This window comes from Arcobacter cryaerophilus gv. crypticus (genome assembly GCF_002993025.1).
Lineage (GTDB): Bacteria > Campylobacterota > Campylobacteria > Campylobacterales > Arcobacteraceae > Aliarcobacter > Aliarcobacter cryaerophilus_B.
Map to the genome: position 1 here is coordinate 1 of NZ_NXGI01000002.1, position 16,749 is coordinate 16,749.

At 27.0% G+C, this 16,749-nt stretch carries 18 protein-coding genes; 8 read left to right on the forward strand and 10 right to left on the reverse strand.

The window, feature by feature from the left end; all coding sequences use genetic code 11:
• From CJ670_RS00375 to CJ670_RS00385, 3 genes are all read right to left on the reverse strand, one after another.
• On the reverse strand, positions 1-1,040 hold a 1,040-nt coding region (locus CJ670_RS00375; RefSeq protein WP_207763594.1), incomplete at its 3' end, for an immunoglobulin-like domain-containing protein.
• A 145-nt stretch (positions 1,041-1,185) separates the two neighbouring features.
• Complete coding sequence (locus tag CJ670_RS00380) at positions 1,186-2,367, reverse strand: YbfB/YjiJ family MFS transporter (protein ID WP_105938747.1); 1,182 nt, start codon at positions 2,365-2,367, stop codon at positions 1,186-1,188.
• A gap of 321 nt (positions 2,368-2,688) precedes the next feature.
• On the reverse strand, positions 2,689-3,936 hold the full coding sequence (locus CJ670_RS00385; RefSeq protein WP_105938434.1) for an MgtC/SapB family protein: 1,248 nt from the start codon (positions 3,934-3,936) through the stop codon (positions 2,689-2,691).
• A 176-nt stretch (positions 3,937-4,112) separates the two neighbouring features.
• Here CJ670_RS00385 and modA point away from each other — a divergent pair, with 176 nt between their 5' ends.
• The 5 genes from modA to CJ670_RS00410 are packed head-to-tail and all read left to right on the forward strand — an operon-like array spanning position 4,113 to position 7,626.
• Entirely contained in the window at positions 4,113-4,859 is a 747-nt protein-coding gene (modA, locus tag CJ670_RS00390; RefSeq protein ID WP_105938435.1) for a molybdate ABC transporter substrate-binding protein, read from the forward strand.
• Positions 4,860-4,873: 14 nt separating this feature from the next.
• Positions 4,874-5,266, forward strand: coding sequence for a TOBE domain-containing protein (locus tag CJ670_RS00395; protein ID WP_105911812.1), 393 nt, complete (start codon positions 4,874-4,876; stop codon positions 5,264-5,266).
• Positions 5,259-5,954, forward strand: coding sequence for a molybdate ABC transporter permease subunit (modB, locus tag CJ670_RS00400; RefSeq protein WP_105938436.1), 696 nt, complete (start codon positions 5,259-5,261; stop codon positions 5,952-5,954). The genes CJ670_RS00395 and modB overlap by 8 nt, the downstream gene beginning before the upstream one ends.
• Positions 5,951-6,805 (forward strand): ABC transporter ATP-binding protein, encoded by an 855-nt coding sequence (locus CJ670_RS00405; RefSeq protein ID WP_105938437.1) that lies wholly within the window; start codon positions 5,951-5,953, stop codon positions 6,803-6,805. Before modB ends, CJ670_RS00405 begins: the two co-directional genes overlap by 4 nt.
• Before the next feature lie 14 nt (positions 6,806-6,819).
• The gene (locus CJ670_RS00410) at positions 6,820-7,626 is read left to right on the forward strand and encodes a class I SAM-dependent methyltransferase (protein ID WP_105938438.1); all 807 of its coding nucleotides are present in this window, start codon (positions 6,820-6,822) and stop codon (positions 7,624-7,626) included.
• 3 nt (positions 7,627-7,629) lie between these two features.
• Here the strand turns inward: CJ670_RS00410 and CJ670_RS00415 are convergent, their stop codons facing one another.
• From CJ670_RS00415 to queF, 3 genes are all read right to left on the reverse strand, one after another.
• Positions 7,630-8,037, reverse strand: coding sequence for a YqaA family protein (locus tag CJ670_RS00415; RefSeq protein WP_105938439.1), 408 nt, complete (start codon positions 8,035-8,037; stop codon positions 7,630-7,632).
• A 202-nt stretch (positions 8,038-8,239) separates the two neighbouring features.
• Positions 8,240-8,827, reverse strand: coding sequence for a DNA-binding protein (locus CJ670_RS00420; protein ID WP_105938440.1), 588 nt, complete (start codon positions 8,825-8,827; stop codon positions 8,240-8,242).
• Between the two features lie 13 nt (positions 8,828-8,840).
• Positions 8,841-9,218: a preQ(1) synthase gene (queF, locus tag CJ670_RS00425; RefSeq protein ID WP_165785168.1), complete on the reverse strand. Its 378-nt coding sequence runs from the start codon at positions 9,216-9,218 to the stop codon at positions 8,841-8,843.
• A gap of 115 nt (positions 9,219-9,333) precedes the next feature.
• On the opposite strand from queF, the gene CJ670_RS00430 reads away from it, so the two are divergent.
• Positions 9,334-10,302 (forward strand): NAD(P)-binding domain-containing protein, encoded by a 969-nt coding sequence (locus CJ670_RS00430; RefSeq protein WP_105938442.1) that lies wholly within the window; start codon positions 9,334-9,336, stop codon positions 10,300-10,302.
• Position 10,303: 1 nt separating this feature from the next.
• Here the strand turns inward: CJ670_RS00430 and gyrB are convergent, their stop codons facing one another.
• The 3 genes from gyrB to dnaA form a co-directional block, all read right to left on the reverse strand.
• A complete protein-coding gene (gene gyrB, locus CJ670_RS00435) occupies positions 10,304-12,619 on the reverse strand; it encodes a DNA topoisomerase (ATP-hydrolyzing) subunit B (protein WP_105938443.1) in 2,316 nt (771 codons plus the stop codon).
• A 12-nt stretch (positions 12,620-12,631) separates the two neighbouring features.
• Positions 12,632-13,702 carry a DNA polymerase III subunit beta gene (gene dnaN, locus CJ670_RS00440; protein WP_105938444.1) on the reverse strand — a complete coding sequence of 357 codons (1,071 nt, stop codon included), beginning with the start codon at positions 13,700-13,702 and terminating at the stop codon, positions 12,632-12,634.
• Positions 13,703-13,849: 147 nt separating this feature from the next.
• The gene (gene dnaA, locus CJ670_RS00445) at positions 13,850-15,163 is read right to left on the reverse strand and encodes a chromosomal replication initiator protein DnaA (RefSeq protein WP_105938445.1); all 1,314 of its coding nucleotides are present in this window, start codon (positions 15,161-15,163) and stop codon (positions 13,850-13,852) included.
• A gap of 232 nt (positions 15,164-15,395) precedes the next feature.
• Between dnaA and ruvC the strand changes: the two genes are divergently transcribed.
• Both ruvC and purN read left to right on the forward strand, forming a co-directional pair.
• On the forward strand, positions 15,396-15,866 hold the full coding sequence (gene ruvC, locus CJ670_RS00450; protein ID WP_105924698.1) for a crossover junction endodeoxyribonuclease RuvC: 471 nt from the start codon (positions 15,396-15,398) through the stop codon (positions 15,864-15,866).
• 6 nt (positions 15,867-15,872) lie between these two features.
• Positions 15,873-16,451 carry a phosphoribosylglycinamide formyltransferase gene (purN, locus tag CJ670_RS00455; RefSeq protein ID WP_105938446.1) on the forward strand — a complete coding sequence of 193 codons (579 nt, stop codon included), beginning with the start codon at positions 15,873-15,875 and terminating at the stop codon, positions 16,449-16,451.
• Between the two features lie 47 nt (positions 16,452-16,498).
• Here the strand turns inward: purN and CJ670_RS00460 are convergent, their stop codons facing one another.
• Complete coding sequence (locus CJ670_RS00460; protein ID WP_105938447.1) at positions 16,499-16,687, reverse strand: hypothetical protein; 189 nt, start codon at positions 16,685-16,687, stop codon at positions 16,499-16,501.
• Positions 16,688-16,749: the final 62 nt, after the last annotated feature.

Consider the following 16,749-nt stretch of genomic DNA (forward strand, 5'->3'; position numbering starts at 1 on the left):
GATGTTTCTCCAGCTTCGATTATTACAGTGTCTCCATTACTTAATATTACTTCTACATTTTTGCTTACTGGTTTATTAATGCTAATTGTAAAGATTGAATCTTTATCTTCAGTTACATTCTCAGTAGTAATACCTACTATTATCTCGTCTATTGTATCTGTTACTTCTACATCTACATTTGGAGTAATTGTTAGCTCTTCAAACTCATCTCCACCACTTTTCACTTCTGTTGTATATTCTAGTGTTTCTGGATCTACGAATACATCATCTTGATTTGGGTTTTTAATTGGATCACTTGAACCTGTAGTTTGTCCAGCTGGGATTTTGATTGTTGTTACTTCATTTCCATCTTTATCTTTTACTGAAATTACTAAATCTTCTTTTGGAGGATTTGTTACACTTGCATTAAATACAATCTCTTCACCCTCTTTTACAGGCTCTGCTGTTACTGTTACTGTTGTTGTAAATGGAGTTATTGTTCCAGGTATAGAACCTGGAGTTGTAGTACCAACTGGATTTAAAAGTTCAGTTGGAATTTGTTCTTGAGGCTCTTCAGTATTTCCTCCACCAAAAGAAGTATCTCTTAAATCACTCTCAACATTTGTTGAAGAACCATCTCTTGAGTTAAACTTACTTCTTAAAGCTCCTCCATCTTGTGCATTTTCGTCACCAGCATTTGTTGCTTGTTCTGTTACATCACCTGCTGCTGTCTCCATATCTGTTGCATCACCATCTTGTGCATTATTCCAAGCATTTAGAGTTTCATCTACTTCTTGTTTATCAAATGCCAACTCTTCATTTCCAAAAGTACTTGCTAGTAAAGTAGTATCTAAAAGTTGTTCACCTTGACTTAGTGTTACTAATTCATTTGTATCAAAAAGTATTTCTATTTTTGATAAATCTGTATTTGAGCTTGCAGCAACTATTGTATCATTTAAAGATACAGTGTCACCTACTTTTAACTCAGTTAAATTTCCTAGAGAATCTTTTACAAAAAATTGCCCCTGTGCAATTGATTGTATTTGTGCTAAATTTGCCATAATTATCTCCTATTAATAATAAAGTTAAATATTTTAGCGAAATAAAAAAATTAATACATCACCCATTGGGGTGATTTTTTGATAATTTTTTAAATTTTTTTACTTATTTTTTATATAAAGAGTTATTTTAGGTTTATTTGAGTTTCTACTCTATATCTTTTGGCTCAAATTTTTTGGCTAGTAGTAGCAAAATTGCTCCTCCCAAAACAATAAAAGCTGTAAGATATAATGCATAATCATAGTTTCCATATTTTTCAATAAAATATACACTATAAAGTGGTGCTATCACCTGCCCTATTCCATATGAAGATGTCATTGCTCCCATTAAAACAACAGGGTTTCCACGTGATAGCTGACCTCCAAGATTCATAAAAAGTGCAACTAGTCCTATAAAAGTACCTCCATATAAAACTCCACTTAAAAGATTTAAGTAGATATTTGAGCTAAAAGCAGGTATTAAAATCCCAACTGCTTGAAGCAAAAGAGCTATTATAATAATATTTGAACTTCCAAATCTATGAGCTAAAAGCATCCAAATAATACAAGACGGAATTCCAGCAACTCCAACCAAAGTCCAAGTAAGACTTCCATAACCTTCAAGACCTTTAAGGTTGTTTATAATATCTGGTAAAAATGTAGCTTGTACCACAAATCCAACACCTTCTGTAAAATATGCAATAATTAAAACTATTACAAAAGGAGTAAATATAGAGATATCAAACTTTACTTTTACTGCATTTTGTTTTACCTCTTTATCAAATGATAAAATATAAACACTATACAAAGATAAAATGATTGCAAAAACAGCTAAAACAGCCCAACTATCTCTCCAAGAATAATTTAAACTTAACACAAATCTTGCTAATAAATCTGTTGTTAAAATAGAAAAACCAATTCCACTAAAATGTATTCCCATAGCTTTTGTTTTACTTTTTATTGTAAGTTTTTGCATAACAATAGATGTTCCAACAATCAAACACATAGCACCAGCAAATCCTGCTAATACTCTTCCTATCATCCAAAGTGTATTATTGTCACTATATGCCAAAATAAAAGTTGTAGTTATAGCTAAAAAAATACCAAATCTATATAAATATACTTTGAAGTTTATATCTTTTACAAAAATTGAAAAAATAGAACCACTTAAATATCCAGCAAAATTTAGTGAAGCTAAAATTCCAACAAATTTGATAGTCAAATAATCATCAAGCATAGCAGGAATAAGACCTGTAAAAGCAAATCTTGCAACTCCAAGACCAATAATTATTGAAAAAATCCCAGCGATTAAAATCGCAATATTATCATTTCGATTAAACAATCTTTTTATCATAATCTAGCTCTCTATTATAATTTTTGGCATAATATCACGAATAGTTATTTTGTGTCAAATAATCAATAACGATAGGTGATATAAAGAAAAATGATATGGATTTGAATTTATTAAAAAAACTAGTGATTATTTTAAGAAAATAGATATTTAATCAATAAGTGATGAGTATAGTGTTTTAGTTAAACTTCTGCTGTAAGTTTTATACTCATCAGTTATTAATCGAAAAGATGGTGGATTATAACAAAAGTTTATTTTATTTACATTTATTTTAAAAACTTATTTAAAAATTTAAACAAAATGTAACAATAGGTAAAAATATTAAATATAAATACCAGAACCTATTGTTGCAACTCCTAAGAAAATAAGCCAAAAAGCACTTGAAACCGCTTTTTTCTTACCAAACCAAACTGCATATACTGCTTTTAAAATATTGTTACTTCCAGTAGCAATCAACATAGCGCTTGCAACCGCAGCTGCATCAATATTGTATTTTCCAGTCAATAAAGCCAAAATAAAAGGGTCTATATCAGTCATTCCTATAACAAAAGATAAGATATTTAATCCTGTTGTTCCATAATTATTTACTACAAAATTTGTAATAAACATAGTAACAATAAATAAAATTGCAAATACAAAAGCAGTTCCCAACTCCAAAGGATTTTTATCTTCTGTCTCTATTGTAGAAGTTTCATTTGTTGCTTTTTTATAATAAACAAAAGATATAAGCAAAGTAATAAAACCAAAAACTACATATGGTGCAGCAACAACTTTAAGCACCTCAAGATTAAAAATAGCAGCTATTATAATAAGTCGTAAATACATCATAAAAGTTGCACTTATTATAGAAGCTGTAAACATATTTGTATCTTCTACGGCTTGTGTTTTTTTTGATAATACAACTGTAGTAGCAGTTGAAGAGTAAGCACCACCCAAAATACCAGTCAATAAAACACCTTTTGATGGGAAAATATATTTTTGAACCAAATAGCTTATATATGAGATTGTAGAGATTACAACAACGGTAAGCCAGATTTTGTATAAAGATATTCCTAAATATGGGATATTGTTATCAGTTGGAAGAAGTGGTAAAACAACTGCTGAAAGCAAAATAATTTTACCAAAAGTCTCTAACTCATAGATATTTATTTTTGGATGGAAAGTTAAAATTCTATTTTTTGAGTTTAACAAAAATATAACCAATACAAATACTAAAGCACTTACCCAAAGAGGAAATATTCCTACAAGAGGTCCAAAACTATATACAATTATTGAGACTATATATAAAAGTATGCTATTTTTGTCTGTTTCTAGCATTTTTTTATATAAAATTGAATATAAAAGAGTAATAGACAAAAACCCAACTATAAAAAGTGAAAAATTCTTTGGCTCAATTTCATATAAAATAAATCCTAAAATTCCTAAAAAAGCATAAGTTCTAGTAGTTCCAAAAAAAACTCTAGCATCATTTTCATGAAATTTTGTCAAATAGGCTCTTACTTCCAAACCTATTATAAAACTAAAAATTACTACTGGAAGAATGTGTAATAAAAGCTCGTGTATCTGCATATTTGTTCCCTAATTTAAAACTATCTTTTCAATTATTTATTTACCATTTTATTTTACAATAATTTTTAAAAAATTAATCACTATCTCTTAAGTAATATAAAGCTAATATTTTCGTTAGTTTTACAATACTATCATAAAAGCATCTGATATTATGATTGGAAAATAAGGAAAATATTATGAAAAAAATTGTTTTAATATTTGCGATTTTATGCTCAACAGTTTTTGCAGGAACAATAAATGTAGCAGTTGCAGCAAATGTTTCTTATGCAATAAATGAGTTAATTGCAGAGTTTAATAAAACAAATCCAGATACAAAAGTTGAAGTAACGCTAGGAAGTAGTGGAAAATTTACAGCTCAAATTCAAAATGGAGCTCCATTTGATGTTTTCCTAAGTGCTGATATGAAATTTCCACAAGCTTTAGAAAAAGATAGTTTAACTATTACAAAACCTGTTATTTATGCTCAAGGTAGTTTAGCAATATTAAGCTCTAAAGAGTTGGATTTTAAAAAAGGTATTAATATAGTTGAAGATTCAAATATAAAAAAAATAGCTATTGCAAACCCAAAAACAGCACCTTATGGAAGAGCAACTATGGAAGCTTTTGAAAATGCAAATTTAAAAGAAAAAATTGAAAATAAACTTGTATATGCTGAATCTATATCTCAAACTGTAACTTATGCAATAACTGCAACTGATGTTGGATTTATAGCAAAATCATCTTTATATGATGAAAAAATGTCAAAATATAAAGAAAATATAAACTGGATAAGTGTAGATTCTAAACTTTACACTCCAATTGATCAAGGAGTTGTTATTTTAAAAAGAGCTCAAGGAAACAAAGAAGCAAAAGCTTTTTATGATTTCATTCTAAGCAAAGAAGCAAAAGATATTTTTCTTAAATTTGGATATTTAGTAAAATGATAGAGAAGTAAATTATGATTGCAAAAGTTAAGGAAATCAAAACAAAAGATAGTTTAAATATTGTAGAGTTTGATTTTAATAATATTCTACTAAAAATGATGAGTTTAGAACTCAATAAAGATTTAAAAATTGGCTCAAAAGTTGAACTTTTGGTAAAACCAACAAATGTAGCAATTTCAAAAAAATATATAGAAGATATTAGCCTTTCAAATCAAGCTCTTGCAAAAATTGTAGATATAGAAAATGGGGAGCTTTTAAGCTATCTATCATTACAAATAAATGATACATTTATCGAAAGCATAATCACAAAAAGCTCAAGCCTTAAACTTGATTTAAAAAAAGATGATATTGTGAATATTTTGATAAAAGCTAGTGATTTATCGATTTTAAAGGTTTTGAATGATTGATTATTTATTAAATGTAGATTATGCTCCATTTATACTCTCATTTAAATTAGCATTTATTACTACTTTAATTTTGTTTATTCTGTGCCTACCACTTAGCTGGTATTTATCACAAAGTAAATCAAAAATAAAGCCGTTTTTGGAAGCACTTTGCACAATGCCACTTGTAGTTCCTCCAACTGTTTTGGGTTTTTATCTTCTTTGGGGATTATCACATAATTCACCAATAGGTCAATTTTTTCAAGAGCAGTTTGGTATTAGTTTGGTATTTAATCTATATGGAATAATAATTGCAAGTTGTATATACAGTCTTCCTTTTATGGTTCAACCACTTCAAAGTGGTTTTGAAAGCTTAAATAAAAATATGCTTGAAGCTAGTTATATTAGTGGGAAAAGCAAATTTAAAACCGTTTTATTTATTGCTTTACCAAATATAAAACCATCTTTATTAACAGCTCTAATCATAACTTTTGCTCATACTGTTGGAGAGTTTGGAGTTGTTTTGATGATTGGTGGAAGTATTCCAAATGAGACAAGAGTAGCTGCAATTGCAATTTATGAGTTTGTTGAAATCATGGATTATAAAAATGCACATATTTATAGTTTAATTATGATTATTCTTAGTTTCATAACTTTACTTGCAGTATATATTTTCAATGGCAACCAAAAAAAGATAGGGTTTTCTAAATGATAAGTTTAAATATAAAAAAAGAGCTTCACGGTTCAAATGGAAATATGAATTTAGATATAAATCTATCTTTACAAGATGGTGAATTTGTAGCATTAAGTGGAGTTAGTGGAAGTGGAAAAACTACACTTTTAAGAGTTCTTGCTGGTCTTGAAGATGCTTTTGGAGAGATTATTGTAGATGGTGAAATATGGTTAAATGAAAAGCTTAAAAAACCTATTCAAAAAAGAGATATAGGTTTTGTATTTCAAGATTATGCACTATTTCCAAATTTAAGTGTAATTGATAATTTGCTTTATGTAAAAAAAGATAAAGATTTAGCTAAACAACTTCTAAGCTTAACAGATTTATATGAACTTAAAAATAGATATCCAAACTCTTTAAGTGGTGGTCAAAAACAGCGTGTGAGTCTTTGCCGTGCTTTAATGAAAAGACCAAAAATACTTCTTATGGATGAACCACTTTCAGCTCTTGATCCTCACATGAGATTAAAACTTCAAGATGAGATTTTAACACTTCACAAAGAGTTTAAAACTACAACTATCATGGTAAGCCACGATCCAAGTGAGATGTATAAATTAGCATCTAGAGTTTTAGTTATGAGTAATGGAAAAATTATAGATGATGGATTGCCAAAAGAAATTTTACTTAAAACTCAAGGAAGTCAAAAGTTTAGTTTTGAAGGCGAACTTCTTGATATTATAAAAGTTGATGTTATAAATATTGCTATTGTAGCTATTGGGCAACAAATTGTAGAAATTGTAATTTCAAATATGGAAGCTAAAAACCTAACAATAGGTGAAAAAGTAAATGTAAGTACAAAAGCATTTACTCCAACTATTAAAAAAATTTAAAGGATTAAAATAAAATGGCACTTATAAAAACAAATTTAGATAAATTAGATTTTTCTAAACTATACAAAAAACAGATGAAAAACTCTACTTTTAAAAGTAAAAGTAGTAGTGATTGGGATAAAAAAGCTCAAAACTTTAATCAAAATGTGATAAATAGTCCATATATAAAAGAGTTTATAAAAAGAGTTGATATAAGTGCTTGTGAAACTTTACTTGATGTTGGAAGTGGTCCTGCAACTATATCTTTAGCTCTTGCACCAAAGCTAAAAGAGGTTTTTGCACTTGATTACTCAACTACTATGTTAGAACTTGCAAACCAAAATGCAAAAGAGAAAGAAATTGAAAATTTAGTAAGCATTCATAAATCTTGGGAAGATTCATGGGAAGATGTTCCAAATGCTGATATTGTAATTGCTAGTAGATCAATGGAAGTAAAAGATATAAAAAAAGCTTTAGAAAAGTTAAATGAAAAAGCAAATAAAAGAGTCTATTTAACTACAAAAGTAGGTGGAAGTTTTATTGATATTGAGATTTTGGCTCAAATTAAAAGAGATATTGTTCCACGACCTGATTATATATATCTTTTAAATACTCTTCATAGTATGCGAATATTTGCAAAAGTTGATTTTATAAAAACAAGTAGCAAAAAGTTTGATACACAAAATGAAGATGAGTTTATTCAAAGATTAAAATGGAGTTTGGGAAAAATATCTAAAAAAGAGGAAAAAATATTAAGAGAGTATTTTAATACAACTTATAAATTAAAACAAAAAGATGATGGTTTAACTTGGGCATTTATCTCTTGGGAAAAAGATTTATAGTAATTAAATTACCAAAGCTATAAAAAGATATCTTGAAAACTTAGAAATTACTACTAAAACAAGAAATTTTCTAAAATCATATCTCAAAACTCCAGCTATAAAAGTAATTGGGTCACCAATTATTGGTAACCATGCAAAAAGTAAAGAGAAAGCTCCAAATTTATCAAAATATCTTTTGGAGCTATCTATATATTTTTGTTTAACTAATTTTTTATCTACTAAATACTCTTCACCTTTTAAACCCAAATAGTAGTTCAAAATTGAGCCTAAAACATTTCCAAAAGTTGCAACAAACAAAAGAGTATAGATGTTTAAACCCTCTTTAATATTGTAAATAAGTATTGCTTCACTTCCAAATGGAAGCAAAGTTGCACTTGCAAATGCTGAAATAAAAAGTAATAAATAGGTCATTTTTCTCTTTTATTATATATTAAAGTTATATTAGCTAAAATCTCAATCTTTAAAAGTAGCATTGAGAACACAAAAGTGTTTTGAATGCTCCTTTTTAGACCCTTTCAAGCATTTCTAAAGACAACGCCCCAGGATGGGAACATAGCAAGGCACCTTTTTTAGTGTTGTGTTTGGGTATCTGGAAAGGAGTACTTTGTACTTCTTAAATCAAATCTTCAAAACTATCATTTAAAATTAAAAGTTTTTTACTATTTTTATTATAAATAAATCTTTTGTCACCATTTTTTACAGCATTTAAAATAGTGTTTTTTATCTCCAAATCACTCTTTGAAGCTCTTTTTAAAATAATAAAAAAATCTTGTAGTGTTATAAATTCATTTTTTTTCTCATTTTTTTGATTTTCAATTTGAGGTTTATATATTGCTCTCATTTCATTAAAAGCACTTTGCAACAATTTTATTTCACTATTAAAAACTTCTATAATTCTTTTTTGATTTTTTTCGAGTCTTTTTATCTCCATAAAATGCTGATTTTTCATCCATTTTATAGACTTTTTCAAAATTTCTATCTGCTCATCTTTTGATTGAATTACTCTTTCAAAAATATTTTCTTGACTATTTTGTTTATCATTTTTTAAACTACTTTTTATAGTTTCTTCATCTATATAAACAAATATTTTTCCATCTTTTTTTTCTGATTTTAGTTGATTTTTTTTAATACGGTAGTGAATACCCTGCAAAGAGATTCCTAAAATCTCTGAAGCTTCTGAAGTGGTTACCAATCTTTGCAAGGTTATTCTCTTTTTATATTTTTGAGCTATCTATTTCAATAACTGTATGTACATTTCCTCGTGGTTTAAAATCTGCAATTACTTTAAGCCATTTTGGTTCTAGTTTTGAAAGAAGTGTATCAAAAATCTCATTTGCTGAATTTTCATGAGAAATATATCTATTCATAAATGAGTTTATATAAATTTTTAAAGCTTTAAGCTCAATAACTCTTTTATTTGGTGTATATTGAATTTTGATAGTTGCAAAATCAGGGTAACCACTTCTTGGACATTTTGCCATAAATTCTGGTAACTCTATATCAATTATATAATTTTTATCATGTTCATTTGGCCAAAAGTTTTCTTTGTCATTTATATCAAACTCTAAAATCTCTTTTTCACCATATTTTATTTCCATTTAGTAACCTTTTTTTTAAAATTTTTGAAATTATTCTATCCAAATATCTCTTATAAAGCTAATTTACGAAAATAAAGATAAAATTCAAATATATTTATAAAGGTTAAAAATGAGTTCAAAAATATTTGATACAGTAATTGTTGGAGCTGGAGTTTCAGGATTAAGTTGTGCTATAGAGTTAAAAATAAAAAATATCGAAAATATTGCTATTGTTGAAAAAAGTAATAATTTTTTTAACACAATAAGAAGTTTTTATAAAGATGGAAAAAGAGTTGATAAAAACTGGAGAAATCAAACTATTGAACTTCTTGGAAATATTAATTTTGATGGTGGTTTAAAAGAGGAAATTTTGGATTATTTTGAAGATTTATTAGAAAAACACAATATAAAACCTTTGTACAATAGTGAAGTAGAAAAAATTGTTAAAAACAAAGATGATATCTTTGAAGTTCATTTAAAATCAGATATTTTAAAAGCAAAAAATGTTGTAGTTGCTATTGGAAAAATGGGAAAACCAAATAAACCAGATTATAAAATACCTCTTGAAATTCAAAAAAATGTAAATTTTAATCTTGATAACTGTTCAAAAAATGAGGAAATTTTAGTTGTAGGTGGTGGAAATAGTGCGGCTGAATATGCTTACTCTTTAGCTTTAGATGAAAATATTGTAACTTTGGCATATAGAAAAGAGTCTTTTTCAAGATTAAATCCTACAAATGAAAAAATGTTAAAAAAGTTTGAAGTTAATAAAAAATTAACTATAAAATTAAATTGCGATATAAACTCTTTAGAAGATGAAAATGGATTTGTAAAGGTAAACTATTCAAATGGTGAAAGTCAAAATTTCAACAGAGTAATTTATGCAATAGGAGGAACAGCCCCAATTGATTTTTTAAAAATTTGTGGTGTAAATTTTGATAATAATATTAAACCAGTTTTTGATGAAAATTTTGAGTGTTGTTGTAAAAATTTATATTTAGCTGGAGATATAACTTCTATAAACGAAGGTTCTATCTCTAGCAGTTTAAATCATGGCTATTTAATAGCACAAAGAGTAGCTAAAGAGTTAAATCTTTAGCTTAAACATCAAGATGTTCTACATCTTTTGCGTGAGACTCTATGTAGTTTCTTCGTGGTTCTACTTCATCTCCCATAAATAGAGTAAATGTATCACTTGCTACTTCGGCATCTTCAATTTTTACTCTTAAAAGTCTTCTATTTTCAGGTGTCATAGTTGTTTCCCAAAGTTGTTCAGGATTCATCTCTCCAAGACCTTTATATCTTTGAATATATGCACCTTTTTTTGCTAAACTTTCAATCTCTTCAAGAAGTTCAATTAAATCACGACCATTAAATAGTGTTAAATCTCTATCTTTTAATTTAGTAAAAATAAATGTAGATTCACTAAAATAAGGTGATGCAAAAAGTTCTTCATCGATTATTAACTCTTCAAGTCCTGCATTTGTTTGAACAAAAAGTTGAATTTTTGTTTCAGTAATAGTTTTTGAAAGTATGTTATAACCACGTACTTCTAAAAATATTTTAACTTTTTCATATAAAGTAGCAAAATCTAAATTTACTAAATCACTATTTTCAATTAAATATTTTAAAACTTCAATCAAAGAGTATCTTTTTGCTAATTGCTCTAACATAGCTCTATATCTTGCTACTTGTTTAAATAAATCAAGTAAATCATTATATCCCATACCTTCAAACTCAAAACTTTGTAAACCATTTTCAATTAAATAAGCAGATAATGCTCCATTATCTTTTAAATAAATCTCACTTTTACCTTTTTTATATCTGTAAAGTGGTGGTTGAGCAATATATAAATAACCTTTTTCAATAACTGGTCTTAAAAATCTAAAAAAGAAAGTTAAAAGTAAAGTTTGAATGTGACTACCATCAACATCGGCATCTGTCATAAAAATTATTTTATGATATCTAATTTTTTCATCATTAAAATCTTCACCTATTCCACAACCTAAAGCTGTAATAATATTTCTAATCTCATCAGATTTTAAAATTTTATCAAGTCTTGATTTTTCAACATTTAGAATTTTCCCTTTTAGAGGTAAAATTGCTTGATAAACTCTATCTCTTCCTTGTTTTGCAGAACCTCCAGCTGAATCCCCTTCCACTAGATATAACTCTCTTATAGTTGGATCTTTACTTTGACAATCTGCAAGTTTTCCAGGAAGTGTTCCAACACTCATAGAATCTTTTTTTCTAGTTAGTTCTCTTGCTTTTTTAGCAGCTTCTCTTCCTCGTGCCGCCATCAAAGATTTTTCCATAACAGCTCTTGCTTGTGTAGGATTTTCTTCAAAATATTTATCTAAGTTATCAGCTGTTAGTTTTTGAGCAATTGGTCTTACATAAGAGCTTCCTAATTTTCCTTTTGTTTGTCCTTCAAACTGAGGTTCTGGAACTTTTACAGAAACAACTGCTATTAAACCTTCTCTTACATCATCTCCAGTTATTTTTGCATCTTTTTCTCTTGCAGCTGCATTTTCACTTAGATATTTAGAAATACTTCTTGTAAGTCCTGCTTTAAATCCAGCTTCATGAGTTCCACCATCAATTGTTCTAATATTATTTACAAAAGATAGAGTTTTTTCAATATATGTATCGTTATACATCATAGCAATGTCAACTTCTACACCATCTACTTTATCACTAAAGTGCATAACATCACACAAAGCTGCATCTTTATTTAAATCAGCAACAAATTGTTTAATACCACCTTCAAAGTGATAAACTTCTTTGATTTTAGATAATTCATCTTCAAGCGTAATAGATATAAGTGGATTTAAATAAGCAACTTCTTTAAATCTTTTTTTAAGAATATTAAATTCATATTTTAAAACTTCAAAAATAGTATCATCTACTAAAAATTCAATAGTTGTTCCAGTTTTTCGTGGACTATCTCCTATTACTTCTAAAACTCCTTGAGGAATTCCTTCTTTAAACTCTTGATAATGAATTTTTCCTTCTCTATAAATAGTCATTTTAAGATGTTTTGATAAAGCATTTACAACTGAAACCCCAACTCCATGAAGTCCACCTGAAACTTTATATGTATCTTTATCAAATTTTCCACCAGCATGAAGAACTGTTAAAGCAACAGTAGCTGCACTAATTCCTTCCGTTGGATGAATTGCAGTTGGAATTCCTCTTCCATCATCTTCAATTTTTGCCCATCCATCTTTAGAAAGTGTTATTTTAATATTTCTACAAAATCCAGCCATTGCCTCATCTATTGAGTTATCAACAACTTCATAAACTAAGTGATGAAGACCATTTATATTTGTATCTCCAATATACATCCCTGGTCTTTTTCTAACAGCTTCAAGACCTTTTAAAACTTTAATATTACTAGCACCATAATCTGACATTTTATTTTCCTTTTATTTTTCTAAAACTATTGGCATTACAATTGTGATAAATTTATTATCTTCTAAATAAAATGGAAGATTTGATTCATTAAATCCTATTTTAATTTTATCACTTGTTGTCATACTTAAAAAATCTAAAATATATTTTGCATTTACTGCTATATAAAAATCATTTGGAATATTTAAATCTATATCAACTTGTGTATTTGCAACACTATCTGTATCTAAAGATTCAAAAATAATAGCTTGAGTTGTAAATGTAATTTTTATATTTGAATTTAAAGATGTAATAAGTTTTATAGATTCAATAAATATATTTTTTGGAATATATAGATTATTTTTAAGATTTAAAGGAATAATTCTTTCATAATCTGGATATTTTCCATTTATAAGTTTTGTAAAGAAAGTTGTATTTTCATTTGAAATTACTAAATTTGTATTATCGTAAGATATTTTTGCATTATCCAAAAATAGTTTTTGAATTTCAAAAATAGCTTTTTTAGGAATAATTAATTGAACTTCTTCATTTGACATATTTTCTAAACTATTCATTGCTAATCTTCTAGTATCTGTTGCACAAAAGTTTATTTTTTGGCTTTTTATATCTAGTAATGCTCCATTTAATTCAAACTTTGGATTGTTGTTATCTATTGCTGGAGATATTTTTTTGATTGAATTTATAAAATTTATTGTAGAGATAGTTAAATCTTTTAAATTTTCATATTTGTTTATAGTTGGATATTCATTTGGATCATAACTTGGTAATTTGAATATTGATTTACCTTGTTTTATTATTAAGTTATTTGAACTAGTTTCTAAAGTAATATCTTCATTTTTTAATCTTTTAATAAATCCTAATAGATTATTTCCATTTACTGTTGTTTTTCCATCTTCAAAATTACTTATAGTATCAATTGTAACTTCAAGACCAATTTCATAGTCAGTAGCTTTTATAGTCATTTTGCTATTTGCAATTTCTAAATATAAATGAGATGTAATTGCACTTGAATCTTTTTTTTCTAAAAATGGTTGCATTTGACTTACAACATTTTCAAAAGTAGATTTGTTTATTACTAGCTTCATTTCTTTCTCCTATTTTTTATTTATTTTCAAGTATTAGTAGTAGTATATGTGAAAAGATGTAAATACAGTTCTAAGCACTATAAAATCGATGTTTAACATAGTGATTAAAATCAAGTATATATTCACATCTTTTCACACATCTAACTATTACTCCTTGTTTATTAATTTGTTTTTTAAATTTTGAATGATCAATTTAAAGTTTTCATCTTTTTCAATTAGCTCTGTTGTTTTTTTAACATTATGAGAAATTGAGCTATGGTCTTTCATCTCTAAAAATTTTGCAATATCTGGCATTGAATTATGAGTTAATTCACGTGCAAGAAATATAACTATTCTTCTTGCATTTGCTACGCTAGAAGTTCTTTTTTTAGATTTTATATCACTTGGTTTTATATTTAATTCATTTGCAACTAAACTTATAATATCTGGAAGTTTTATATTCTCTTTGTTCTCTTTTATTTGGTCTTTTAAAAGATTTTGAACCATTTGTAGATTTATTTCAAGATTAAGTAAAGATGCACTTGCATTTATTCTTATTAAAACACCTTCAATTTCTCTTATTGAACTATCAAGAGTTGTTGCAATAAATGAGACAATATCACGACTTAAGTTTATCCCATTTAATTCTGATTTTTTTTCAATAATTGCAATTTTTGTTTCTAGTTTTGGAATTTGAACATCTGTTGTAAGTCCCCACTCAAATCTTGATTTTAATCTATCAACAAGTCCAGCTATTTGAGATGGAAGCCTATCACTTGTCATTACAATTTGTTTTTTTGCATTGTGTAATTCGTTGAAAGTATGGAAAAATTCCTCTTGAGTGCTCTCTTTTCCGCTTAAAAATTGTACATCATCTATTAAAAGTAAATCACAATTTCTATATTTTTCTCTAAAATGTTCCATATTTTTTTTATTTATTGAAAATATAAAATCATTCATAAACTGCTCAATTGTTACATATATTACTGTTTTATCATTTTCTAAAGCATGGTTTCCAATAGCTTGTAAAATATGAGTTTTTCCAAGTCCAGTTCCACCATATATAAAAAGTGGATTATATTGAACACCTGGTTTTGAAGCTACTGCTAAAGCTGCATTATAAGCCATTTGATTTGAAGGACCAACTATAAATGAATCAAAAGTATATGAAGGATTTAGTATCGTACTTTCTGGAGTATGATTTTGAATTTGATTATTTAGTGTCTCTTTTTTTGTCTTTTTTTCACCAATTAATCTAATTTCAATATCTGGCTTAAGATTTATATTTTTTTCAAAGCAGTTTTGAATAAGATTTGTATATTTACTCTTTATCCAAGAAGCAATATATTTGTTTGCTACTTCAAATATGGCAATATTTTCTTCAATAGATAATTTTTTTAAAACAAGTTGTTTTAAATATCTTTCGAAGTCATTTTTGCTTGTTTCTTTTTGAATAAGTGATAAAAACTCTTTATTTGTCATAATAACCTAAAAAATCAAATTTAATTAAGCAATTATTATATCTAAATATTTTATAAAATAGCTTCAATGGAAAAAGTATAAAAAATAGTTTAAAATCATAAAATAATTTATTTGTACACAATGTGAATAAGTAGTGAATAGTTTTAGAATTTTATAAATAAAAACATAGTTAAAATACGATACAATCGAATATTTAAAAATGTGAATATAAAAAATAAAAAAGAGTGAAATAGTGAAAATATTAGGAATAGACCCTGGAACAAAAAATTGTGGATATGCTATTATTGAAAAAAGTGGAAGAGATTTAAAACTAATAGAAGCTGGATTAATTAAGATAAAAACTACAGTTTTGCAAGAGCAAATTGTAGAGATGACTGAGGGTTTTGATATGATATTTAAGGCTCACAAAATTGATGAAGTATCAATTGAAGATATGTTTTATGCTTTTAATCCAAAAACTGTTATAAAACTAGCTCAATTTAGAGGAGCTATATCTTTAAAAATTTTACAAGAGTTTGGAAATTTTGCAGAATATACACCACTTCAAGTAAAAAAAGCAGTTACTGGAAATGGAAAAGCTACAAAAGAGCAGGTTGCTTTTATGGTTAAGCGACTTTTGGGAATAAAAAAAGAGATAAAACCTCTTGATATTACAGATGCAATTGCAATTGCTTTAACTCACTCTCAAAGAATAAAAGGATAGAAATTTATGAAAAAAATAGGAATTTTGGCTTCGTACAACGGAAGTGGTTTTGAAACAATACAAAAAGCGATTGAAAGTGGTATTTTAAATGCAAAAGTGGAAGTGATTATTACAAATAACTCAAATGCTGGAGTGCTTGAAAAAGCTTCAAAATATGGAATAAAATCTTTTGTGATAAACAAAAATCTATTTCCAAACGAAAATTTGGATTTAAAAATTGCACAAACTTTAAAAGAGTTTGAGTGTGATTATATATTTTTATCTGGATATATGAAAAAAATAGAGGAAAACTTGCTTAAAACTTTTCCAAATAAAATAATAAATACTCATCCTGCAATTTTGCCATCTATTTATGGTGGTGCTGGAATGTATGGAAGTTTTGTGCATGAAGCAGTTATAAAAAATGGTGAGAAAAAATCAGGTGTAACAATTCACTATGTAAATGAAAACTATGATGAGGGCGAAAAGATTTTGATAAAAGAGCTAGAGCTAGAAAAAGATGAAACAGCTCAGAGTTTAGAAAATAGAATAAAAGAGCTTGAAAAAACTGCTATTGTTGAAGCTTTTGTAAAGGTTTTGGCATAAAATTTGCTAGAAAAAGAGTAGTTTTAAACTACTCTTTATCTTTTTAACTAAGGTTTAAAACTATCTGTTTCATCATATTCATATTGGATAGTTGCTTTTACATTTGACATAGTAGAAGCTCCCACTGCTTTTGTATGATATTTTAATCCCCAATTTCTTGCAACATCTAAGTTCTTTGCCAAATTTATATTATACGAACTATTTGATGAACTAGATATTGTAAGAACTTCTAGCATAAACTCTATCTGCTGTATTTGTAGCAAATGCAAAACCAATAAACATAAATAAAATTAATTCA